This is a genomic window from Paenibacillus monticola, from assembly GCF_009664975.1.
GTDB classification, from domain to species: domain Bacteria; phylum Bacillota; class Bacilli; order Paenibacillales; family Paenibacillaceae; genus Paenibacillus_AQ; species Paenibacillus_AQ monticola.
In genome coordinates this window covers 371,012-393,469 of the sequence record NZ_WJXB01000004.1, presented here as the reverse complement: position 1 = coordinate 393,469, position 22,458 = coordinate 371,012, and the positions used below count along the sequence as shown (strand labels likewise).

At 46.4% G+C, this 22,458-nt stretch carries 18 protein-coding genes; 7 read left to right on the top strand and 11 right to left on the bottom strand.

All coding sequences use genetic code 11. The annotated features are described in order from the left end of the window. Positions 1-186: 186 nt before the first annotated feature. Positions 187-594 carry a Fur family transcriptional regulator gene (locus tag GJB61_RS14410; RefSeq protein WP_154119188.1) on the bottom strand — a complete coding sequence of 136 codons (408 nt, stop codon included), beginning with the start codon at positions 592-594 and terminating at the stop codon, positions 187-189. 215 nt (positions 595-809) lie between these two features. On the opposite strand from GJB61_RS14410, the gene GJB61_RS14405 reads away from it, so the two are divergent. From GJB61_RS14405 to GJB61_RS14395, 3 genes are all read left to right on the top strand, one after another. Continuing rightward, positions 810-1,934 (top strand): diguanylate cyclase, encoded by a 1,125-nt coding sequence (locus GJB61_RS14405; protein WP_154119187.1) that lies wholly within the window; start codon positions 810-812, stop codon positions 1,932-1,934. Positions 1,935-2,246: 312 nt separating this feature from the next. After that, a complete protein-coding gene (locus GJB61_RS14400) occupies positions 2,247-2,966 on the top strand; it encodes a 3-ketoacyl-ACP reductase (protein WP_154119186.1) in 720 nt (239 codons plus the stop codon). 71 nt (positions 2,967-3,037) lie between these two features. Further along, positions 3,038-3,349, top strand: a complete 312-nt coding sequence (locus GJB61_RS14395) for an antibiotic biosynthesis monooxygenase (RefSeq protein WP_154119460.1) — start codon at positions 3,038-3,040, stop codon at positions 3,347-3,349. 97 nt (positions 3,350-3,446) lie between these two features. Here the strand turns inward: GJB61_RS14395 and GJB61_RS14390 are convergent, their stop codons facing one another. From GJB61_RS14390 to cidR, 7 genes are all read right to left on the bottom strand, one after another. Further along, positions 3,447-5,705, bottom strand: coding sequence for an MMPL family transporter (locus GJB61_RS14390; protein ID WP_229521686.1), 2,259 nt, complete (start codon positions 5,703-5,705; stop codon positions 3,447-3,449). A 201-nt stretch (positions 5,706-5,906) separates the two neighbouring features. Next, positions 5,907-7,814 carry an ABC transporter ATP-binding protein gene (locus GJB61_RS14385; RefSeq protein WP_154119185.1) on the bottom strand — a complete coding sequence of 636 codons (1,908 nt, stop codon included), beginning with the start codon at positions 7,812-7,814 and terminating at the stop codon, positions 5,907-5,909. Next, on the bottom strand, positions 7,811-9,571 hold the full coding sequence (locus GJB61_RS14380; RefSeq protein ID WP_154119184.1) for an ABC transporter ATP-binding protein: 1,761 nt from the start codon (positions 9,569-9,571) through the stop codon (positions 7,811-7,813). Before GJB61_RS14380 ends, GJB61_RS14385 begins: the two co-directional genes overlap by 4 nt. Next, positions 9,568-10,107, bottom strand: coding sequence for a MarR family winged helix-turn-helix transcriptional regulator (locus GJB61_RS14375; RefSeq protein WP_154119183.1), 540 nt, complete (start codon positions 10,105-10,107; stop codon positions 9,568-9,570). The genes GJB61_RS14380 and GJB61_RS14375 overlap by 4 nt, the downstream gene beginning before the upstream one ends. A 308-nt stretch (positions 10,108-10,415) precedes the next feature. Then, positions 10,416-11,822, bottom strand: a complete 1,407-nt coding sequence (locus GJB61_RS14370) for a DNA-binding protein (RefSeq protein WP_338115818.1) — start codon at positions 11,820-11,822, stop codon at positions 10,416-10,418. Between the two features lie 132 nt (positions 11,823-11,954). Then, positions 11,955-12,230 carry an aspartyl-phosphate phosphatase Spo0E family protein gene (locus GJB61_RS14365; protein ID WP_338115817.1) on the bottom strand — a complete coding sequence of 92 codons (276 nt, stop codon included), beginning with the start codon at positions 12,228-12,230 and terminating at the stop codon, positions 11,955-11,957. 112 nt (positions 12,231-12,342) lie between these two features. Next, a complete protein-coding gene (gene cidR, locus GJB61_RS14360; RefSeq protein ID WP_338115816.1) occupies positions 12,343-13,266 on the bottom strand; it encodes a cidABC operon transcriptional activator CidR in 924 nt (307 codons plus the stop codon). A 111-nt stretch (positions 13,267-13,377) separates the two neighbouring features. Here cidR and GJB61_RS14355 point away from each other — a divergent pair, with 111 nt between their 5' ends. Further along, positions 13,378-13,749: a CidA/LrgA family holin-like protein gene (locus tag GJB61_RS14355; protein WP_154119180.1), complete on the top strand. Its 372-nt coding sequence runs from the start codon at positions 13,378-13,380 to the stop codon at positions 13,747-13,749. Continuing rightward, positions 13,749-14,429, top strand: a complete 681-nt coding sequence (locus tag GJB61_RS14350) for a CidB/LrgB family autolysis modulator (RefSeq protein ID WP_154119456.1) — start codon at positions 13,749-13,751, stop codon at positions 14,427-14,429. The genes GJB61_RS14355 and GJB61_RS14350 overlap by 1 nt, the downstream gene beginning before the upstream one ends. 89 nt (positions 14,430-14,518) lie before the next feature. Here the strand turns inward: GJB61_RS14350 and GJB61_RS14345 are convergent, their stop codons facing one another. Next, positions 14,519-15,487: a Gfo/Idh/MocA family protein gene (locus tag GJB61_RS14345; RefSeq protein ID WP_154119179.1), complete on the bottom strand. Its 969-nt coding sequence runs from the start codon at positions 15,485-15,487 to the stop codon at positions 14,519-14,521. Positions 15,488-15,526: 39 nt separating this feature from the next. Then, complete coding sequence (locus GJB61_RS14340; RefSeq protein ID WP_154119178.1) at positions 15,527-17,848, bottom strand: ATP-dependent DNA helicase; 2,322 nt, start codon at positions 17,846-17,848, stop codon at positions 15,527-15,529. A 282-nt stretch (positions 17,849-18,130) separates the two neighbouring features. On the opposite strand from GJB61_RS14340, the gene GJB61_RS14335 reads away from it, so the two are divergent. Next, the gene (locus tag GJB61_RS14335; RefSeq protein WP_338115815.1) at positions 18,131-19,993 is read left to right on the top strand and encodes an LTA synthase family protein; all 1,863 of its coding nucleotides are present in this window, start codon (positions 18,131-18,133) and stop codon (positions 19,991-19,993) included. Positions 19,994-20,059: 66 nt separating this feature from the next. On the opposite strand, the gene GJB61_RS14330 is transcribed toward GJB61_RS14335, so the two are convergent. After that, the gene (locus GJB61_RS14330) at positions 20,060-20,491 is read right to left on the bottom strand and encodes a MarR family winged helix-turn-helix transcriptional regulator (protein WP_154119177.1); all 432 of its coding nucleotides are present in this window, start codon (positions 20,489-20,491) and stop codon (positions 20,060-20,062) included. A 242-nt stretch (positions 20,492-20,733) separates the two neighbouring features. Here GJB61_RS14330 and GJB61_RS14325 point away from each other — a divergent pair, with 242 nt between their 5' ends. Then, positions 20,734-22,428 (top strand): methyl-accepting chemotaxis protein, encoded by a 1,695-nt coding sequence (locus GJB61_RS14325; protein ID WP_154119176.1) that lies wholly within the window; start codon positions 20,734-20,736, stop codon positions 22,426-22,428. The last annotated feature ends 30 nt before the right edge of the window (positions 22,429-22,458 follow it).

Genomic DNA, 22,458 nt, shown 5'->3' with positions numbered 1-22,458 from the left:
TTTCTTTCAAATCTTCAATACAATATATTCCCCAGACTAAATATATAATTATATATCCACTTTGAAAACCCATTTTTCTCCTAAGTTTCTTCATTATTCTCCTGTGTTTCTAGATAATTATAATATAAACGTCAAAAAAGACCGTTTTATTGAAAACGGTCTTTTCTTATATGATTATTGTATAACCTAGTTCATAAGCTTGCTCTTGCTCTGGCTCTTGCAGGCCGGACAGACTCCGCCGAATACAACATGGGCATGCCCAATAATATAACCTGTCTCCTTGGCTACCGTATTCATCCAATCCTGTGGAACCTGGCTCATAACTTCATCCACTTTGCCGCACACCTCACAAATAATGTGTTGATGATCATCCATTCGGGCATCATATCTGCTGGCGGCTTCACCGAGCTTCAACTCACGGATCATTTGTTTATCCGAAAGGTAGCGCAATGAGTTATATACAGTACCATATGCTAAGTTATGTCCCTGCTCTACCAGCCGATTCATCACTTCTGCAGCGGTAGGATGATCATGCGAATTCCGGACGATATCATAAACGGCTTGACGTTGAGAAGTCAAATTCAGGTTTCTCATCTTTATCATCCTTTAACTTATTTTTAGATCAAGTATAAGTCTTGAGTATAACGGCGTCAATTAAATAGTCATTAAGCACTAAAAAGTGCTTTTATTTCATTAAATCCATGAAAGATTCATTTTTCCCTCTATATCATTACTAAAATTCCAGATAAACTGAATCTAGCCAGTTTATCTGACTACGCTAATACTTTAGTAAGGGGTTATAAATTTTAATGATGATGATCGATCTAATCGCCAGCTTATTTGCTAACTTTTGCATACTGGTGACGTTTGTGTTTTTTTCCGGCCGACTTGCCAAAAAGTATGCTTTTCTAAATGGGACGAAGGTGACTCCGCTTGCTGGTGTGAGTGCAGGGGTTCTATTCGGCCTGTTTGGCATGATCCTGATGAGCTATTCCTTTCTTGCTGGACCTGGGACCTACGTTAACTTACTCCACTTAACCATCGTAATTATCGCCTCCTATCTAGGCTGGCTGCCCACACTTGTCTGCGCACTTATTCTGGCCATCTGCAGGGTTATTTTTTATGATTCTTCCTATAACTCCGTCACTACAGCAATCACTCTTTTGTTCAATGGAATTCTTTGCGGCTGGATTTCTGTGTTTCCTTGGTCGCGCCTGCGTAAGATGATGGTTGGAAATCTGCTCTGGATGGGACTCTTTCTCGCCTTACTGCTAAATACTAAGGGTAACCTCTCTATTATTTCTTTCTATCCGTTGCAACTCATTTTCTCACTCGGCGCCGTGCTTATTATTTATTACATTGCTGAACATATCCAGCGTTCCAACGAAGTGTTCACCCAGCTTGAAGTTCGGGCAACCACTGATTATTTGACTGGATTGAATAACTTGCAGCAGTTTCATCGGCATCTGGAGACAGAAATGGCTCAAGCCGAGCGCCATCAGGAAAGCCTGTCCCTGCTAGCCATTGATATTGATCATTTCAAGGTTATCAATGATACCTACGGGCATCCTGCCGGAGACGAGGTGTTAAGACAGCTTACCCGCCGGCTCTGTCAACACTCCCGCTCCCATGATATCGTATCCCGCAATGGCGGAGAGGAGTTTACCGTACTGCTACCCGATTGCCCGTTGCTTCAAGCGAAGAGCGCCGCCGAACGGCTTAGAGAAGCTGTGGAGAACGAACTTTTCCTGCTGCCTCCCGACAACAGAATAACCATTACAGTTTCCATCGGGCTTGCTTGCTACCCTGAGACGGTGCCAGGGGCAGATGGCAGGCTCTTGGTCCAGTCTGCGGATCAGGCCCTTTACCATGCCAAGAACACTGGCCGCAACAGAGTATCTATCAATTCCCCTGCCTCTGACTCCGAGTATTAACAGACTCCTGCTCCTCGAATATTTACAATACTATCCACAGCGTTTCTTTTGACAGGACAGTGGTAATAAATAGGAGGAGGATTGTAACAGAGGAGGGATAATCGAAGGCTCGACGCGAAAATCTGAGTCCCGGCCTGCTGATTTCCCAGCCTTAAAGGCAAGGCTCAGCGCTGTCATCCACCAACCCCCAAATGGAGGCAGATCACTTTCATTCTCATCGGTCGTAGCGTGATTGTCTAAGCCTACTCGGTTATAATAGGACCTGAAGAAAGATTTGCTTCAGAATAGTTCAAGGGAGAGTGACGACAAGTTATGGATTTAAGAGGAAAAAGTGTTGTAATTACCGGCGCAGGCAAAGGAATCGGAAAAGCCCTGGCCCTGGCGTTGGCTAAAGAAGGCGCTAATCTGGGCCTGATCTCCAGAACCTCAGCCGATCTCGAAGCTTTGAAATCAGCCTTGACCGAAGTCTATGACGTAAAGGTTAGCATTGCCGTAGCCGATGTCTCTGTACGTGAAGAGGCCGAGCGGGCCGTAGCCTCCCTGCAGAATGACCTAGGCGCATTTGACGCACTGATTAACAACGCCGGTATTGCTCAGTTCGGTACCCTAGTAGAAATGGACCCTGCTGACTGGGAGCGCCACATCCAAATTAATCTGTTCGGTACTTATTATGTGACCCGTGCAGCTCTGCCCGCGATGATTGAGCAGAACAGCGGCAATATTATTAATATCTCATCCACAGCCGGAGAACGTGGCTTCGCGACAGGCTCTGCCTACTGCGCTTCCAAGTTTGCCCTGATGGGCATGACCGAAGCACTGGCACAAGAGGTGCGCAAACACAATATCCGTGTGGTTGCCTTGACTCCAAGCACCGTCAATACGGGATTGGCGGTCGATGCCGGCCTTAAGATTGGCGATGAAGACCGGATGATGCAGCCTGAGGATGTTGCCGAACTGGCACTGACAGCGCTCAAGCTTCCGGATCGGGTCTTCCTGAAAACCGCTGGCATCTGGACAACCAATCCGCAATAAGATGCGAAAGAAGCCCACACTCGAATGTACTGCATCACCTGTATATCACACTGATTGGAGGTTCGATGAGTATGCTGGTAGTAACGAACACGATCAAGATTAAAGAAGGCCATGGGGAAGCTATGGCCCAGCGTTTCGGTGGAACGAACGGCGTACAGGAAATGCCTGGCTTTGTTCGTATGGAGGTCTGGCATGGCAGCCCTAAAGAGGGTGTAGAGGAACTGAAGATTTGTACAGTCTGGGAGAATGAAGAAGCCTTCAAAGGCTGGACCTCAAGCGACTCCTTCCGTCAGTCGCATCGGGGTGCCGGCGGCAACGAAGCCATCCTGGGTGCCTCTCTCGACAAGTACGAGCTACTGCTTAGCCGTACACCAGAGAACTGAACTCCGTGTGAACATATAAATTCTTATATTTCAAAAAAACAGGGAAGTCCGACAGCCAAATCTGGCTGCATGGGCTTCCCTGTTGTGCTAAACTCCGTTAGTCCCCGCTGCTCTCATGAACAGGCAGAGGTTTCTCCACTTCTTGATGCTTACCCGGCCAGAACGCAAGCCGGCCGAAGAGCATCGTAATCGCGGGCACGAGGAACGGGCGAACTACGAATGTGTCTAATAAAATACCAATAGCGGTAATGATCCCGAATTGTACCAGCACCTGAATCGGCAAGGATGCCAAGACGGCAAAGGTACCCGCCAGAATGAGGCCTGCAGAGGTTATCACTGAGCTGGTCTCATTTACGCCCTCTGAGATCGCTTGTTTCAGCGGCATCTTCTTCCGCTTCTTCCAGATATTTGAGATCATAAAAATATTATAGTCCTCGCCCAGCGCCACCAGGAAAACGAAGGAGTACAGCGGGATAGCGCCCTGAATGGCATCTGCACCGAGTACGTAATGAATAATAATCCAGCCTAAGCCCAGGGCTGAGAAGAAAGACAAGATCACAGTCCCCACCAGGTATACCGTTGCGATCACGGAACGTAAGTACAGCAGCAGCAGCAAGGTAATCATCCCGATAACGACTGGTATAATAAGATCGGTATCTCGCTCTCCAACCTGTTTGGTATCATGCTGCGTGGCCGTTTGGCCACTTACCCATACGTTATCTGCAGGATTCTCAATCCCAACTTCCAGCAGTGCCTGCTCTGTTGTGGATAGAAGCGCCGGGATGTGGCTCATAGCTTCAAGCGAGTACGGGTTGTTTTTGAATTCAATATCAAAGCCTAGAATGTTCTTGTCAATGGCTCCCTGCTGCGGATCAGAAACGGTGTCCACATAAGAAATACCGCCAAGCATGACCTTAAGGTCCGCTCCATCAGCTTTCCCCTTTGTATCAATCATCAACTTGGCCGGAGCCAACTCTCCCGGGGAGAATTGTTTGCCAATAAGATCAAATCCTTGACGTGATTCCATATCCTTTGGAAAAGAGGAGAGAATATCATACGTGAATTTTATCCCACTGGAGAAAGAAGCCAGAATCCCCAGCGCCACAACGGTCACCCCGACAATAGCCCAAGGCCGGGAGACAACCAGTCCGCCGATTCCTCTGTTGCGAATATGGGAAGACTTCACCTTTGGAGCTGGCTTACCTTTAGCCTTGGCCCGGTTAACCTCCATTTGCGGAGTCCGTGGAATGAACGGGAAGAACGAGGTCCGTCCGAAGATTGCCAGTAAGGCTGGTACTAGAGTCAGACTCGCAATACCCATGATAAAGATAGCGAGGCTAAACGGAATCGCAAAGCGATGGTACGCACCCGACTGGGCCAGCAGTAGTGCAAACAGAGCCAGCACTACAGTGAATCCACTCATGGCGATAGCGCCTGACGAATCTGTAATGGAGCGTAGCAGCGCACGGCTCTTGCTGTTCTCTATCTTCAAAATCTGGCGGAACCGTGAAATCAGGAACAGACAATAGTCGGTACCTGCGCCGAACAGGAGTACCGTCATAATTGAGACCGCTTGGGAATCGACGGTGATCCAGCCCTCCTGTGCCATTTTGCCAAGTAGCGGGCTTGTTACCCCGTAAGCAAAGCCCACCGCAATGAGTGGTATAAAGGCCAAAATGGGTGAACGGTATATAAGTAACAGAAACACCAGTACCAGAATTACAGTCGCCATAAGCAAGGCAACATCTGCGTTCTGGAATAAGCCTGTAGCATCAATAGAAATACCAACAGGACCGGTAACGCGCAAGCTTAAGTCACTGCCTTCCACCTTAGCTGCGGTAGGATCTCCACCTGTCTCGGTGCGGATCATCTCCTTCAGCTGTGTAACAGCAACACCTAGTTGTTCACTATCTGCAGTTTTATCGAAAAGAACAGGAGTCACTAGCGTGCTGTCATCCTCAGACAACGAAGCCTGAAGTGCCTGTGGCGGCAAATTCCCTAATGGCGGAACAAAATTTTGATGTGGCAAGGGCTCTTGTGTAAGCTTGTTGTATATTGCTCCGACATGCGTCAGATCTTTCTCGGTAAGTCCACCTTCTCTATGCCATACGAGCAGTGCCGGTATACCGCTTCCGGTTGGAAATTCTCTTTCGGAAATCTTTGCTGCCTGCACGGACTGTGAATCTTCTGGAAGGTTTGCAGCATTATTATCCACCTGTGAATTTACAGCAGGCCATAACATAGTAAGTGCTCCAACTACCGCAATCCATACGAGAAGTGTAATCCACTTCGTCTTGCTGCCTGCCACCCATTTACCGTAGCCTGTCATCCCCTTCACCCTCTCTTTTGTACTCATTGCCCCAAAAATGAGCCGTGGGTCATTTCATATTCCTATCATATATTTCCTTTTTATTTTTATCAAATCTTTTTTATTCTTCCCGCAACATATCACTTAAAAACATACCAAACGCCCCTCTGTTCACAAACATGCCTAAGCAAGCTGTGAACAAAGGGGCGTTGGCCCAAAGCATATTCAATTGTGCTATGCTGTCGTACTTTAGCCTACACCCGGCAATCCTTCATCGGAGAATTGGCTGTTATATAGATCCGCATAGAATCCGTCTTTTTCCAGTAACTCTTCATGGTTGCCTTTCTCGATTACACTACCATGATTCATTACAAGTATGAGATCCGCATCACGAATGGTGGATAGGCGATGAGCGATAACAAAGCTGGTTCTATTGCTCATCAGCGTATTCATCGCCTTCTGGATCAGCACTTCCGTCCGCGTATCGACGCTGCTCGTTGCTTCATCCAGTATCAGGATGGCCGGATCAGCCAGAATCGCCCGCGCGATCGTAAGCAACTGCTTCTGGCCTTGCGAGATATTGGAAGCTTCTTCATTCAACACGGTGTTATAACCCAGTGGAAGTGTGCGAATAAAATGATCTGCATGCGCAGCCTTGGCAGCCCGCACTACATCTGCTTCGGTTGCTCCTTCGCGACCATAAGCAATATTGTCACGAATCGTACCGTTAAAGAGCCAGGTATCCTGCAGCACCATACCAAACTTACTGCGCAGCTCGCTGCGTTTCATATCGGTAATATTCACACCATCAATGATGATTTCACCGCTGTTCAGCTCATAGAAGCGCATCAATAGATTGATCAGCGTTGTTTTGCCGGCACCGGTCGGCCCTACAATGGCAATGGTCTGCCCTGGGCTGACCTCAATATTCATATCTTCGATCAGAATAGCATCCTCTTTGTATCCAAACTTCACATGACGGAACTCAACCGATCCTTCGTCAGTAACTGCTCCCTGCTTGATCAATGAAGTACTGATTTCCGGAACTTCTTCCTCTTCATCGAGGAGCTCAAACACGCGTTCTGCGGAAGCAATCGTGGATTGAATAATATTGGCGATGTTAGCCGTTTGCGTAATCGGCATGGTGAACTGGCGTGAATACTGAATAAATGCCTGGATATCACCAACCTCGATCGCTTTTTTAGTTACAAAGATACCTCCAACTACACAGACAAGTACATACCCTATGTTACCAATAAACATCATCAGCGGCATAATCATCCCGGACATAAATTGAGCCCGCCAGCCGGAATCATAAAGCTTGTCGTTAATATCGTTGAAATCCTTAAGCGACTGCCGTTCACGCCCAAACGCCTTGATGATCCGGTGTCCGGTATACATTTCCTCTACATGTCCGTTCAGCTGTCCTAGCGATCTCTGCTGATTAATAAAGTAGGTCTGTGAACGCTTCGAAATGGCCATGATCACCAAAAAGCTCAGCGGTAAGGTAATCACAGTAATCAGGGTCAGCCACGGACTGATGGTCAACATCATAACAATGACCCCAATAATCGTAATAATAGCCGTAATCAGTTGCGTTAAGCTCTGCTGCAACGTGGTGCTGATGTTATCCACGTCATTGGTCGCACGGCTAAGAATTTCACCATGGGTCCGAGAGTCAAAATATTTGAGAGGCAGTCGCTCCAGCTTGCTGTTGATCTGCTCACGCATATCATAAACAACCTTCTGGGCTACGCCAGCCATCACATACTGCTGAATGTAGCTGAATAGAGCACTAAATAGATACAACCCAGCGAGAATAATCAGAATTTCATTAATATATCCGAAGTCAATGGCTGCACCTTCTACGCCAGTCATTTTAGCGTATGCACCCTTAAAGAGCTCGGTAGTAGCTTTACCCATAACCTTAGGGCTGAAAATACTGAAAACAGTACTAGCAATCGCCAAAATAAATACAAAGAACAATTGAACTTGACGCGGACGTAAGTAACGGATCAAGCGGCGAAGTGTGCCTTTGAAATCCTTAGCTTTCTCCGCAGGCATCATCATTCCAGGGCCCCCAGGACCTCCAGGACCCCCGGGTCCTCTACGACGCGGAGCAGGATCAGGGCGTTTGTACTCTTTTTCTTCACTCATGCTATTTCCTCCTCTGACAGCTGCGAGGATACGATCTCGCGATAGACTTCATTGTTATCCAGCAGCTCGCGGTGAGTTCCCATTCCGACGATCTCACCATCATCTATAACGATAATCCGGTCTGCATCCATAACCGTACTAACTCGTTGGGCTACGATCAGAACGGTAGATTCTATCGTTTCACCCTTAAGTGCAGCGCGGAGTTTGGCATCTGTCTTGAAGTCAAGTGCAGAGAAGCTATCATCGAACAAATATACTTCAGGCTTCTTAATAAGTGCACGGGCAATAGATAGACGCTGCTTCTGACCACCGGAGACATTATTTCCGCCCTGAGCGATCTCCGAGTTAAAACCTTCCTTCATTTCAGACACGAAGTCGAAGGATTGAGAAACTCTGGCTGCATGAAGAATCTCTTCATCGGTTGCATCTTCTTTGCCGTAGCGGATATTCTCATTGATCGTTCCGGTGAATAACACTGCTTTTTGCGGAATATATCCAATCTTGCTCCGCAGCTCTTCCTGTGTCATCTCACGCACATCGACTCCGTCTACACGCACTGCACCTTCATTCACATCATAGAATCTTGGAATCAAGCTAAGCAGCGTAGATTTACCCGAGCCGGTACCGCCGATAATAGCCGTTACCTCACCTGGACGTGCACTGAAGCTGATTCTAGACAGAGCAGGTTGTTCCGCACCAGGATAGGAGAAGGATACGTTATCGAACTCGACAAAACCGCGCATCGTATCCCGTCCATCTTTATGGGTAGCTGTAGCGGTTGTTTGAAGTTCACCTTGCGTTGGGTCTGAGAATTCTGGCTGCATATCCAACACTTCATTAATACGCAGAGCCGAAGCCGAAGCGCGAGGAATAAGTACGAACATCATGGATACCATAATCAGGGAGAACATGATTTGCATAGCATATTGAATGAACGCCATCAAAGAACCAACCTGCATGTTACCTTCATTGATTCGTATGCCACCGAAGTAAAGAATGGCGATCATTGAAAAGTTCATCACAATCATCATTAAAGGCATCAAGCCAGCCATAACTTTGTTAACTTTAATGGCCGTCTCTGTCAAATCATGATTCGCTTCACTAAAGCGTTTATTCTCATGACCAATCCGGTTGAATGAACGGATAACCCGAATACCGGTTAAATGCTCACGCAGTACAAGATTCAATTTATCCAGCTTAATTTGGATCGCCTTGAACAACGGCAAACCTTTCATACCGATGAAGAATATCGCACCAACTAGCAATGGAATAACAACTACAAAGATCAGGGAAAGCTTAGCATCCTCTGATACTGCCATGATGATCCCACCGATCATCATCATCGGAGCGCCAATCATCATGCGCAGCATCATGGTTAGTACAGTCTGGACCTGTGTAATATCATTTGTTGTCCGTGTAATTAGAGAAGCTGTACCTAGCTTATCGAACTCATGTAGTGTAAAATTCTCTACATGATTGAATACACGCGAACGGGTATTTTTACCAAAGCCTGCAGCGACCTTCGAAGACAGATAACTGGCAATCACGGAGCATAATGCACCCCCGCCCGCTACAAGCAGCATGAATCCACCGATTTTCCAAATATAGCTGCGGTCTCCCTGCACAATCCCTTTATCCACAATGTCGGACATTAAGGTTGGCAGATATAAGTCGCCCATTGACTGGAGGAACACAAGTATCAATACTGCCGCAACAGCTAGCTTAAAGGGCTGCAATTGTTTCATTAATTTAATCAAAGTTTCTCATCTCCGTTCATTTGTAACCGGTCCAAATTAGGCGGCGGATTGTCCTCTATGAACGCATGCATCTTCAGCAGCAGTTCTGCAAGCAGGATGCTCTCATCTTCGCCCAAATATTCCACCAGCTTGTTCAGCATAACATCCATATAGCCTTTCGCTTTGCGTGTAACGGCTTTCCCTTGCTCGGTAAGCGTAATGCGCACTACCCTACGGTCTTTTGGATCTGCTTGTCTTGCCACCATATTCTTAGCCTCAAGACTGTTAATCAACTGTGTAACTGTGGGAGGAGTCAACCCTAGAAACCGGCTGATTTCAGATACTTTAAGTCCCTCCTTTGTAGAATGGCCTCGCCTTGCGATAGTTATCAATAAAGTCATCTCACTTGGCTTGTGTCCTTCCACCGAATGCTGCCAATGAGATTTGCGCAGCTGTCTCAGTGCTGCAAAAAGCTGATGGGCGACTGGATTTTCTGTGGCTTCGAAATTTTCTGAGGTTTCTGGATTTTCTGGATTTTCTGGTTTTTTTGGATTCATCTCAATTTTGTTCACCTCCAAGATTAGTTAGGTTTACTAATAATTAAATAGTATATTAATTAGGTAACCTAATTATATTTTTCGTACATGACTTTGTCAAATAATGAATACGTTATCAATTATTACGAAATAAAGAACAACTAATAAAAAAAGCTCCCTTGCCTACAGGCAAAGGAGTCTAATATACAAATAAATATTGATTTCTTATAGGACAACCTCAGATTCCCTAAAATTCAACACCGTGCTCCTGAGTTGTCATTCCTCCACCAGTGCCAGCCCGATCTACCGAGTTTCCGATGAGGATGAAGCTAAACAATGCCAAAACTGCGGTCATCATTAGTAACGTTTTTTTCATTTTGTCTCATCTCCTTCATAAGGTCTGTGTACATTTGCTGCTGTTTGTCGCTGGCGTGAACTCTATTAATCTCAAATAAAGTTACACATTTAATAATACCTCTTTCAGTATTCAATTTCATGGAAAGTTGGAGACTCTGTATCGTATGCTCGATTCCCTTTGCATACTCCTGCCGATCTATTAGGTACATGGCTACCTCATAGTTCAATCTGAATAACCGATCTACATTAATAGGGTCCTGAAATTGTCCAAATCGGAGCATTTCCCGTGAAAATCGCGTAAGTGCAGCATCCGCAGAAAATCCATACCGATTAGCTGATTCCATAATGATAAGCATGCCCGGCAGAATTTCTCCAGGATGCTCTGCCAAAAAAGAAATATACGCAGGCAAAGCCTTAATATTGCCGACTAGCATTTCTAGGGTGTAGCTATTCGCTATGGCGTACAGACGGAAGGTTTCTACGGCTTGACGGCCTACCTCATCCAGTATTTCAAACCAGCTCAAATCAGAGTACCCAGCAGTATACTTTTTGGCTTCCTCGTATCGTCCTAGCTTCGTGAGAGCAGAGGCTTTGAGCAGGTAGCCATGGCCATAATAAACTACCAAAGGACGCTCCGTCTGCAATTCCTCACTGCGTCTGCCATTCTTCTTGCGCAGTTGCAGTTCTTCGCGGTACACGCCATTCGCGAGCGCTCTCAGCTCGTCCGCATATTTCTCAACGTCCTTCCACATATTCAGAAGAAAGCATACCTTGCCCAGCTTCAACAGGCCATCCAGCTGCATAGCTTCTGGGAGACGGCCGCGAAACGGTTCAAAGGTGATCACTGCGCGCAAGTTATCCTCAGCATCGACAACCGCTTGCAACGAATTGAAAATGCGGTACTGGCTAATTGCTAGTCGTTCAGAATAGTTGTCCGGCTCATTCGCGGCTATAATTTTGTAAAAGATTAGTGACTCTTGAACTTTTCCATTTCTGAACAGCTTCTCAGCTACCGAAAAAATAATATCCAGTGATTTGGAATATTCCAATGTCCTGCTTAGTATTTCATCTATGCATTGCTGTTTGCCGATTTCGGCACAACGAATCAAAAAGGGTTCTACTCTACGGCGTGATACCCGTTCTTCGCTAAAGCATTCATCCACATATAGGGGATACAGCCAGCCCTCCGGAAAAGCAAAGGCCTTGGTGATCGAATCTAATTGTCCCAAGGAAAGGGGCTTATGCGGATTGCCATGGAGTATTGCGCTAAGACTACCGCGGTTTAACCCAGAGACTTTGGCAAACGAGGCGAGATTATGGCCCGAGCGGGACAGATTCTTCTCTATTTCTGATCGTAATGTTGTCAGCTTCGCCTCCACCCGGCACCCCCTCAATTGTTATTAATAAGCTTCTATTAATTGACATTATAGGTGAACCTTATAGAAAGCACAACAAAAAGAGGAGATTACGCCCTCCTCTTGGATATTCTATTTATCATCTAGTTCCGATTATTATTGCTGAAATGTTGTTTTGTTTCTTATCATAGACTTCGCGCGAGTGTCAGCCTCTTTATTGCGGTTGCGCAAGCTTTCCATCATCTTATTCTGTGCCAATAGAATATAACCGTCCAGCCGTTCACTCAGCTCTAATACCGCGCGGTCACTGAGACTGCGTTGTTGCGCTACCTCAAGCAATTCACATCTAAGACTCTCAATAGTCATAAATAACTCATCTTCTCTATATTCGCTCCTATGATCATCCAGGGAATATGCTTGGTAAAATATCACTTCCACTCACCTTCTCTCTATCACTTCTTCCCTATCATAATTCATGATGCCAAAAAACATATTTTGAAAAAAAAGAAAAATATGTCGATCCTAGAGTAAGAAATACAGTTCTTTATGTATCAGAAATATCAATATAATCCGAGGGGAGAAACTGCTCACCCAGCAGCCCCTTTGCAAAAGAAATCCATTCACGTGCCGCAAAAGACAGATAGCGATCCCGGCGCCAGATCATCCCAAGCTGCCAAGGAATAGCGGGCTTCGTCAAAGGAATGATCTCGATCCGTGAACGGTCCATATCACGGCAGATGGTCTCTGGCAGCAAGGCAATTCCTAGGCCCGCAGCAACCATCCGACTGATCAAGTCCCACTGAGAGCTCTCATATACAACATTTGGTTGAAATCCAGCCTTCACGCAAGCCGTAATGATCCGGTCATGCAGCGCAAAGTCCTCACGAAACAACACGAACTCCTCTTCTGCCAATTCTCCCAAGCGAACATTGCTCACTCCCGCCAGACGGTGCCCTATTGGTACCAAAAGCTCCAGCTTCTCTTCAATAAAGGTGAAGCAGTGAAACTTGGCCATATTCACCGGCAGCACAACTACACCAATGTCGATTAGACCGGTTTCTACATCATTCTCCACTTTCTTCGCCCCATCCTCATGCAGCCGAATGGTGACCTCAGGATACCGCTTGTGAAATTGGCCGATGACTGCAGGAAAGAAGCTTGCACCTACCATAGGTGGCAATCCGATTCGGATATGACCCTGCTTCAAGTTACGTAAACTATCAAGCTCGGAGGACAAGCTGCCAAAAGATTCTACAATATTCTGCGCCTTGGTTAGCAATATCTGGCCTGCATCCGTCAGCCGGATACTTTTACCTTCACGATAAAATAGATCTGCCCCCAGTTCAACCTCCAGGTTGCGGATCATTTTGCTTATTGTGGGTTGAGAAATATACAACGACTTGGCGGCATTGGAAAAACTATTTAGTCTTGCTACTTGAACGAAATATTGTAATTGTCGGATATCCACTGTTCTGCCTCCAATGTATAGATAAATAGAATGTCAGCTATTCGATCTATTCATTTTACCTATGAAAGAAATAGATGTAAACTTTCATTACCATGAAAGGAGCGAAGCCTTATGAAAAAGATTACTTTAGGCTTGCTGCAGGTGGCGGGGCTTACATTGTTCTCACTACTTATTAATACATTGACTTCATTAATGCATATTCCCATTCCCGGAAGCATTCTCGGTATGGTCCTATTGTTTCTATTACTAGAGTCGGGGGTCATTTCTCTCCATTGGGTAGAGCTTGGTGCATCCTGGCTGCTGGCTGAACTGCTGCTGTTCTTTATTCCTTCTGCTATAGGTGTTATGAATTATTCCAAACTGCTGGAAACAGATGGCCTGCGTGTGCTGGCGGTTGTACTCGTGGGCACTTTTGTAGTCATGGCTAGTTCCGGTCTGCTTACAGGCGCTATCTCTAAAGCGAAAGAGCGGAGAGTGTCATGATGTTTGGCCTGATATTTCTCGCGCTTACTATCGGTGTTTATTTATTGGCAAAGCGTATTTATACTTCACGTGCCAAAATGTATACCTCACCGCTAATCATTACGCCGTTACTTATTATCGGCTTCCTGCTGATGACAGGAATTCCCTATGAATCTTACAATGCGGGAGGCAAATGGCTGACGGACTTATTGCAACCAGCAACCATCGCCTTTGCGATCCCTCTGCATAAAAACTTCAAGGTACTCAAAAAACACGCCGCCGAAATTGCGGCAGGCGTGCTTTCTGGTACGGTAGTTGCAGTAATCTCATCCATGTTTCTCGCGAAATGGCTGCATCTCAGCAGCGATCTGACGGCCAGCCTGGTACCGCGTTCGGTGACTACTCCGATCGCTATGAGCATATCGCAAAGTATCGGCGGCATACCCAGTATTACGGCAGTCTTCGTCATTATGACCGGAGTATTGGGTACGATGATGGGTCCTAGTGTGCTTCGCCTCTTCCGCATTGACAATGAAATCGCACGCGGTGTATCGCTGGGAACCGCTGCGCACGGTACGGGTACGTCCAAAGCTTTCGAGCTAAGTTCGTTGACCGGAACCATCTCCAGTATCGCGATGATCCTGACGGCGCTATTCACAATAGGTGTAGCTCCGGCCATGCTCGCGGTTTTCCTCCACTAGGCCGACCCGGCTTGGGCCATAGACATGATCGCTGCAGTTTAACTGGGCGGTCGTGTCTTTTTTTGTTATATGGAACTCTACTTTTAGCGTTAGAGTGTCACTGGCTGTCCACTCTGTGCGGAATCATACGCTGCACAAGTGACTTTAAGCGTCTTATAGCCATCCTCATAATCACTAAGAATACGTGAGCGATCGCCTGTGCGCACGGCATACAGGAAAGCTTCACTTTCAACTAAATAAGGATTGCCTGTATTAGCATATTCGTTGCTGTTGCCGCTGCGCACTTCCAGAAGGCGCTCCGGATTCCAGTCCAGCAGACCTCGGTCGTTGTAGAAGCTGAGACCCGCACTGCCTACCCCATCTGGCAATACACATGTATTGGAGATATTGGCAATAATGCCGTTCTCAAGCTTCAGGGATACGGTGCCTACATCGGCAACACTTACGCCTTCATGCTGCTCATGTACAATACGGTTGCCAAACATGCCGTAAACTTCCTTCACTTCACCAGCCAAGTAACGCAGTAAATCTACGATATGAGTGGTCTGCTCTGTGAACTGCCCGCCTGACTGCTCCTGATTACGCCACCATGCCACTCCCGGCATGCCGCCCATCCATTGACCGACAATCATCCCTACCTTGTCACCTTTCAAAATATCTTTCAACCGTTTTATATTTTCCTGATACCGGAAATGATAACCTACCGAGGTCAATAAATTATGCTCCTTAATTTCCTGCAGCAGACTCGCTGGAATTTCGGTGCTGGAGCCCAGTGGTTTTTCTATGAAAAAAGGAATGTCCCTGCGGATGAGTGCACGCTCAATAGCTCCATGCGACTGTGGAGGCACACAAATATAAACAGCGTCCAGCTTATGGGCGTCGAGCATCTCCGTTACATCACCATATCCAGCGGCATTATAAGGCCGGGCTATCTCTTCTCCCTTTTGCTTACTGCTGCCACAAACAGCCGTCAACGAAACATCCGCCATACCTGCCAGCAAATCTGCATGTACCTTGGAGAACCAGCCTGTCCCAATAATCCCGATATTTAATGTCATTCTCTTACCTCCTGTGACTCTGTAATGTATGCCTTTTCATTAAGTATACGATGTTATCTCTGTAGAAGGAAAGTCCCCCCATTCCTCAGGAAGCAAATGCAGATAGGGACTTTGTAAAAAACGGTCATCCGCCAATATGATAATCCCTGTATCATTCTCGCTGCGAATCAGACGTCCTCCGGCCTGAAGCACTTTACTCATCCCTGGGTAGACATAGGCGTAATCAAAGCCATTCTTGCCAAGGGCATTGAAATACCCGCGTAGCAGATTGCGTTCTAGTCCAAGCTGTGGCAGGCCCACTCCTACGACCATCACGCCATTCAAACGGTTGCCCGGCAGATCTACACCCTCGGAGAAAATTCCTCCCAGTACAGCGAAGCCAAGCAAGGTTTCAGGATTGTCGAGACGAAAAGCAGCCAGAAAATCCTCTCTTTCCCGTTCACTCATGCCGGTCCCTTGCACCTGTGTTACTATTTCAGGATATTTCTCAGCAAACACCTCGTATACATTCTGCAAATACAAGTAAGAAGGGAAAAAAACAAGATAATTCCCTTTCCTAGCGACCATCCCCTTCAGGGCATCACTGAGCGGCAGCAGAGATTCCGCCCGGTCACGATACCTTGTAGACACAGGCAGGATGGATACTTCCCATTGCTCCTTATGAAAGGGCGAGGCCACAACTACGCTGTAATCCTCCTCTGCTGCACCAATCATATCTCTATAGTAGGACAACGGGGAGAGCGTCGCGGAGAATAGAATCCGGCTGCGAAAACGCTTCGCCATTTGCTGCAACAGATACGAAGGGTCCAGATTGAACAGCTTCAAAAACACATCGCCGCGCCGAACCTCCGCATAAGTAATGTAGCGCTCATCATAGATCTTGAATGTACGCAACATCCCCTGTGCTGCATAATAAGTATCAAGAAGACTCTCCTCGTCTTCTCCTTCAGGATTAATAAGGACAGAAGAAGGGCTGACCAGTTCCTGTTCCGCTTCTGCGGTAAACGTCTCTAGCAGAGCTGGCAGCTCGTCTGGAAAAAAAGTCCACTTCCCCTGTCCTTCTTCGTTACAGGTTTTGCGCAGAGCAATAAAGAACGCGTTTATCTCCTTGGCAGCGACACTTAAGTTCTTGTTCACAACCTTGTATTCACGCTGCAGCCCTAGAAATGGTGCCTTCTGTAAGGAAGCGGAGAACATCTCCCGTCCCCGGTCGACCAGATTGTGCGCCTCATCAATAAGCAGTACCGTCTGTTTCTTCTGCACCTCCGACAGCCGTTTTAAGCTGATCCGGGGATCGTAGATATAGTTGTAATCACAGATTACCGCATCGCAGACATAGGCTACATCCAGTGAGAACTCAAAGGGGCACACTTGATGCTTCAAGGCATACCTTGCAATAATCTCTTGTGTCATCAACGTTTCCTGCTCCAGTATGTCCATCAGAGCACCGTTAATCCGATCATAATACCCGTCCGTAAATGGACAGGCAGCCTTACTGCAGAGCCCCTCTTCCCGAAAACAGGCCTTATCTTTAGCAGTCAGTGTAATGACATGCAGCTGAAGGCCTTGCGCCAACAGCTGCGATATAGCTTCCTGTGCAGCAAGTCGGGTAACCGTCTTGGCCGTTAAGTAAAATAAACCCCGGACCTGTCCTTCCCCCATCGCTTTGATTACCGGAAACAGGGTGGACATCGTCTTGCCGATTCCGGTTGGTGCCTGGGCGAACAGACTGACTCCTTCTGAAACAGTCTTGTAGACTGCTCCAGCCAAATGCCGCTGTCCCTGTCTGTAGGCAGGAAATGGAAAAGAAAGCTCCCGGATGCTGCTTTCCTTTCGCATCTCATGCGCGAGCAGCATTTCTGCATAAGGCGCATACCTTGCTACCGTATCAGCGGCAAAGGTGCTAAGCTCTTCTATAGATACTCTCCTGTGCAAGCTTCTCTGCTCTTCTCCATCCCGACGAACGTATGTAAGTCTTACTTGTATAGAAGGAAGACCTTGCTCATGCGAGATCATAAAGCCATACATCAGCGCCTGTGCCCAATGCACTTCACGCCCCTCACCCAACAGGTCCAGCGGTCCAAAGGTTGACTTGATCTCCTCAACGATAAGCTCTCCATCCTCCGATACGAGCAGACCGTCACACCGTCCATCGACAATGAACAACAGTTCTTTGTGAGGGATTTCGATCCTTAAATAGACCTCCTTTTGATCTTCCTCTTTATACTGTTTCTGTATTTTTTGATGGATACGCGTTCCTTCCGCCATTGATGCAGCACTGTGAAACCCCGGCTCGATACTGCCACTGCGAAAGGCATACTCCACAAGTGCTCTAACGGATATAGCAACCTCATGCTTCATTTCATGCCCTCCCCATGTATTTTCTGGACATCCTTTTTTCTTGCAATGAGCATTTCCGTTCTCATTGCACTATATAATCCCATCTGATGACAGGAGCAACAGCTTTAACCCCGCTTCATTGAGTTTACGCTTTCCACAAAGACTTTACTTCCTATTCTGTTTTTGACATTCCCTGTCTAGCGCTGCATAATAAATTCTATTACTATGGAATTCCCTTGTCTTTACGCTGCTTCTTCCTAGCCGAGAAACAAGCGTTTCATCATGTAGAAAGAAGGCGAAGCTGTGTCGTCCCTAAATATCAAACGGTGGATTGTTAAACCATTTGTATTTTTTACAATTGTAATCATACTCAAAAGCTTCTTGGCCTGGGGTGTCATTTTTGGAGACCTGTTGCCTTGGAAATCATTATTGACAGAAATCCCTTTTGCCTGGGCTCTCTTTTGTATTATTGAGCGCTTTGCCTCCAAACGTAAACTTGGCTATTATATGACCGTCAATTTTGTCGTAACCGCAATCTTTTTTGCCGCCATTATGTATTTCAAATATTTCGGAGTCATTGTCACTTATCATGCAGCGGAACAGGTAGGTCAGGTCACGGAAGTCGGCGACAGTGTATTCTCGCTCATGGACCCTTATTATCTGCTGATCTTCATAGACATTATTGGCCTCGGTTTCTATTTCTTTTTCAACAAAAAAGGCCGGAATTATAAAAAGGAAAACATTAATCGCAGTGGCGCAAAGCTGAAATACAGCCTTCTGTTCGCCGTTTCTCTAGGGTTATGCTTTTTCAATATTTTACCCAACAAAGCCAGTATGAATGAGATCAAGAAAGCACAGGAAATGGGTATTCTCAATTATGAGGCTTATACTATTTTTGCTCAAGGTAAACCAGAGGTTGTGAATGCTAAAGAGATTACACAGGATGTTGTAGATAAACTAAAAGGTATCGGCACAACCGACAGCTCTTCGTTCCAGGGTGCAGCTAAAGGCAAGAATCTGATTATCCTCCAGATGGAGGCATTTCAGAACTTTCTGCTGGGACTTAAGATTGATGGCCAAGAGATCACACCTAACCTGAATCGGCTGTTAGGGGATAATAGCCTGTACTTCCCTAACTTCTATCAGATGGTAGGTCAGGGAAATACCTCAGATGCCGAGTTCGTAGTGAACACTTCCTTTTACATTCCTCCACGTGGAGCGGCTACAACGTCTTATGTCGATAGGGTGCTGCCGAGTCTACCCCGCTTGTTACAGGAGAATGGCTACCAGACTGCCACCTTTCATACTAATGATGTGAAATTCTGGAACCGGAGTGAACTGTACAGCTCACTCGGTTGGGAGCATTATTATGATCATGATTTCTTTGGTGATGAAGATACCTTTTTCTTCGGAGCCTCAGATGAAGTGCTCTATCGTAAAACAGCGGATAAGCTGAAAGATATGAGTGCGGGCGGTCAACCTTTTTACGCGCAGGTCATCTCCATGTCTGCCCACCACCCGTTCACAATACCTGAGGAGAAGTTCCGGATGAAGATGCCGGAACGTTACGAGGGGACCTTTGTCGGTGATTATATCCGGGCTCAGAATTACGCCGATGTTGCGTTCGGGCAATTCGTAGAAGAGCTGAAAGCTAATGGCTTATGGGATAACAGTGTGATTATGATTTATGGTGATCATATGGGATTGCCGATTTATTCGCTGGATCACGATGATAAGGAATTGATGACGGAAATATATGGCCATGATTATAGCTACGCTAATATGCTGAATATCCCGCTCATTATCCATGGTGGAGGCAATACGGATTCGCAGACGCTGGAACAGGTTGGTGGAGAAGTGGATATTATGCCAACCGCTGCTGGACTGCTGGGTGTTTCCATGAAGAACAATCTGCATTTCGGCCAGGATCTGCTCAGTGAGAAATATAATCTATTGCCAGAACGTTATTATCTGCCCTCCGGCTCCTTCATTGCCAACTCCGGATTGCTGATTCCCGGTAACAGCTTTGAGGATAACACACAATTTCAGCTCGCTACGGGAGGACAGAAACCCTCTGCAACGGAGGATGAATACAATCGAGCGTTAAGATTGCTGTTGCTGTCCGATAACTATGTAACTCAGCTACCTGAAAAAATTTCCAAATAGAACAACAAGAAAGCCACGTTCCCCCATTGGGAGCGTGGCTTTCTTACATTTATAGGGGAACTGTAACTATCTTTCCTGCTTCTCCAGCATTCGGAAACACTTAGCAAAGAATTGCAGTTCTTCTGGCTCCAATATAGACAAGCAATCGGATATCAATAGATTCGAACGATACTGCGCCTCTTTTAGCACACCTTCGCCCTTATCTGTAAGGGTAACCGCTACAGCGCGTCGATCATTCTCATCCTGCACGCGTGCGATAAGATTAAGCATCTCTAGGCGATCCAGCATTACAGTAACCGCGCTGGACTTCACTTCCATCTTCTCCGCCAGCTGTACCACTCGCGATTTCTTCTCTTGAGCAATCATATGAAGCAAGCCGAATTGAGGTACAGTAAGGCCGATTTCTTTATGTAATGACATTTGTGAGATTATTTTGCGCTGTACTCTCCACATGGACATTCCAATCTCTTCTACTAACGGATCTATTTGTTGCGTCATCCCACTCAGCTCCCAGTCCGTTTGTCCTAATACAAGGGTACCATTTTATCAGGTCATGATTCAATTGATTTGTCTAGCACATCATTTAGACATTACGAAAGTAACATTCCCTGTCATATTCTGGCATTATCCGACACAAAATAAATTTATTCTAGCTAATGATCTATTGTCACCGATAAGCTATAATCGTAGCAGTGACAGCAGGAGTCACGTCAAAACTATTTTCCGAGGTTGGTGAAAAGATGAAATTGGCTACAAAATTAACTTGGATGATGCTCGTCGTATTACTTGTTGTGGGATCATCTATTGGTTTCTTCGGATATCGTGCTGCTTATCAGCAAATCGACGAAGCAGCCGGAATAGAATTGGTAGGTTGTGCCAATATCACTACTGGCCTTATTGATCCGAAAGATATCTCTGCCTTGGCCGCAGGAGATAATAGTAAGCTGTCTGCTATAGAAGATCGGATTGGTTGGATTATTGAACATAAGCCAATTTTTAAAGAAGCATTTATTTTATCTCTGGATGGCAAGGTATTGGCCGCAGATGCCAGCTTTAAGAAAAGAGGGTATAAAGCAGGAGATTCCTTCTATTTCAATAAAGAAGATAAAGAAATGATTACTAAAATGCAGCATTCAGCATACTCCAAGGTCTATACATACGAGGGTTCTTCCCTCAAGACCGGTTATGGCCCTATTTATCAGGATCATGACCCTACCAAACCCATCATAGCATTAATGGCCATTAATTTTGACGGCCCTTTAATTCAGGAACGGACTAACGATATCATTCTTCAGCCTTTTATTATCGGTGCTTCCATTCTGGTGATTGCTATTATTGCTGCCTATCTGTTAATTCGCCGCATGATTAGCCCACTGACCAGACTGTCCAGTTCTGTTAATCTCGTGGCCCAGGGTGATCTTACCCATGACCCCATTTTATTCAAAAGCAAGGATGAGATTGGCACTTTGGCACGTGACTTTAATGAGATGACACTGAACCTGCGCACGCTCATCACACAAGTGAACGATACCTCAATGCTAGTCGCCTCCTCATCCCAGGAGCTCTCCGCCAGCGCACAAGAAACGAACCGGGCGGGCGAGCATAGCGTCAATGTTACGATAGAGCTTGCCGATGGAGCAAACGTACAATTACAGAATCTAGAGGGAAGCTATCAGGCAGTGCAGGACATGTCCCGCTTCATCTCAGAGATTGCTTCCAGTGCTGGTATAGCTCTGAGCCATGCAAATGTGAACGCAGAGAAGGCCCGGGTCGGTCGGGAATCCATGGATTCCACTACAGAGCAGATGATGATCATGAGCGGCAGCATCAGTATGTTATCCGGCATTATCAATCGACTCTCCAGTCATTCCAAAGAAATTGAGAGTATTGTCGGAGTAATAGCCAGTATTGCCGAAGAAACGAATCTTTTATCACTAAATGCAGCTATTGAGGCAGCTCGTGCTGGCGATGAAGGCCGTGGTTTCGCCGTTGTCGCCCAGTCCGTACGTAAGCTGGCCGAACGTTCGTCTCAATCAGCTGCCCAGATTGGTCAACTGATCAATTTGATCGTTAATCAGATGGATAAGGCTACCGAGATGATGGCTTCTTCCACAAAGGAAATGGAACAAAGTTCAGAAATGATTGATACAGCTGGTACCTCCTTTGCCGAGATTGAGCTGTCAGTATCTGGCATGGCGGAGCAGAGCCAGGCAATCTCCGTTACTGTCAGTGAGTTGGGAGATCTAGCCACTAAGTTGGTTACATCCATCCAGCATATCGTCTCCATCTCCAATCAAACTGCAGAAGGTGCGGAGACTTTGTCTGCTTCCTCACAACAGCAGCTGGCCGCTATGGAAGAAGTAGAGTCCTCTGCAACATTCCTGTCCTCATTGGCCGAGAAACTGCAAGTACTCGTCGAGAACTTCAAGGTTTAAGATCACATATAAAGCAAATGGCAGGTCAAG

Coding starts and splice junctions, on each gene's coding strand:
- GJB61_RS14410 (WP_154119188.1), bottom strand. CDS start 594: ATGAGAAACCTGAATTTGACTTCTCAACGTCAAGCCGTTTATGATATC.
- GJB61_RS14405 (WP_154119187.1), top strand. CDS start 810: ATGATGATGATCGATCTAATCGCCAGCTTATTTGCTAACTTTTGCATA.
- GJB61_RS14400 (WP_154119186.1), top strand. CDS start 2,247: ATGGATTTAAGAGGAAAAAGTGTTGTAATTACCGGCGCAGGCAAAGGA.
- GJB61_RS14395 (WP_154119460.1), top strand. CDS start 3,038: ATGCTGGTAGTAACGAACACGATCAAGATTAAAGAAGGCCATGGGGAA.
- GJB61_RS14390 (WP_229521686.1), bottom strand. CDS start 5,705: ATGAGTACAAAAGAGAGGGTGAAGGGGATGACAGGCTACGGTAAATGG.
- GJB61_RS14385 (WP_154119185.1), bottom strand. CDS start 7,814: ATGAGTGAAGAAAAAGAGTACAAACGCCCTGATCCTGCTCCGCGTCGT.
- GJB61_RS14375 (WP_154119183.1), bottom strand. CDS start 10,107: ATGAATCCAAAAAAACCAGAAAATCCAGAAAATCCAGAAACCTCAGAA.
- GJB61_RS14355 (WP_154119180.1), top strand. CDS start 13,378: ATGAAAAAGATTACTTTAGGCTTGCTGCAGGTGGCGGGGCTTACATTG.
- GJB61_RS14350 (WP_154119456.1), top strand. CDS start 13,749: ATGTTTGGCCTGATATTTCTCGCGCTTACTATCGGTGTTTATTTATTG.
- GJB61_RS14345 (WP_154119179.1), bottom strand. CDS start 15,487: ATGACATTAAATATCGGGATTATTGGGACAGGCTGGTTCTCCAAGGTA.
- GJB61_RS14340 (WP_154119178.1), bottom strand. CDS start 17,848: ATGAAGCATGAGGTTGCTATATCCGTTAGAGCACTTGTGGAGTATGCC.
- GJB61_RS14330 (WP_154119177.1), bottom strand. CDS start 20,491: ATGACGCAACAAATAGATCCGTTAGTAGAAGAGATTGGAATGTCCATG.
- GJB61_RS14325 (WP_154119176.1), top strand. CDS start 20,734: ATGAAATTGGCTACAAAATTAACTTGGATGATGCTCGTCGTATTACTT.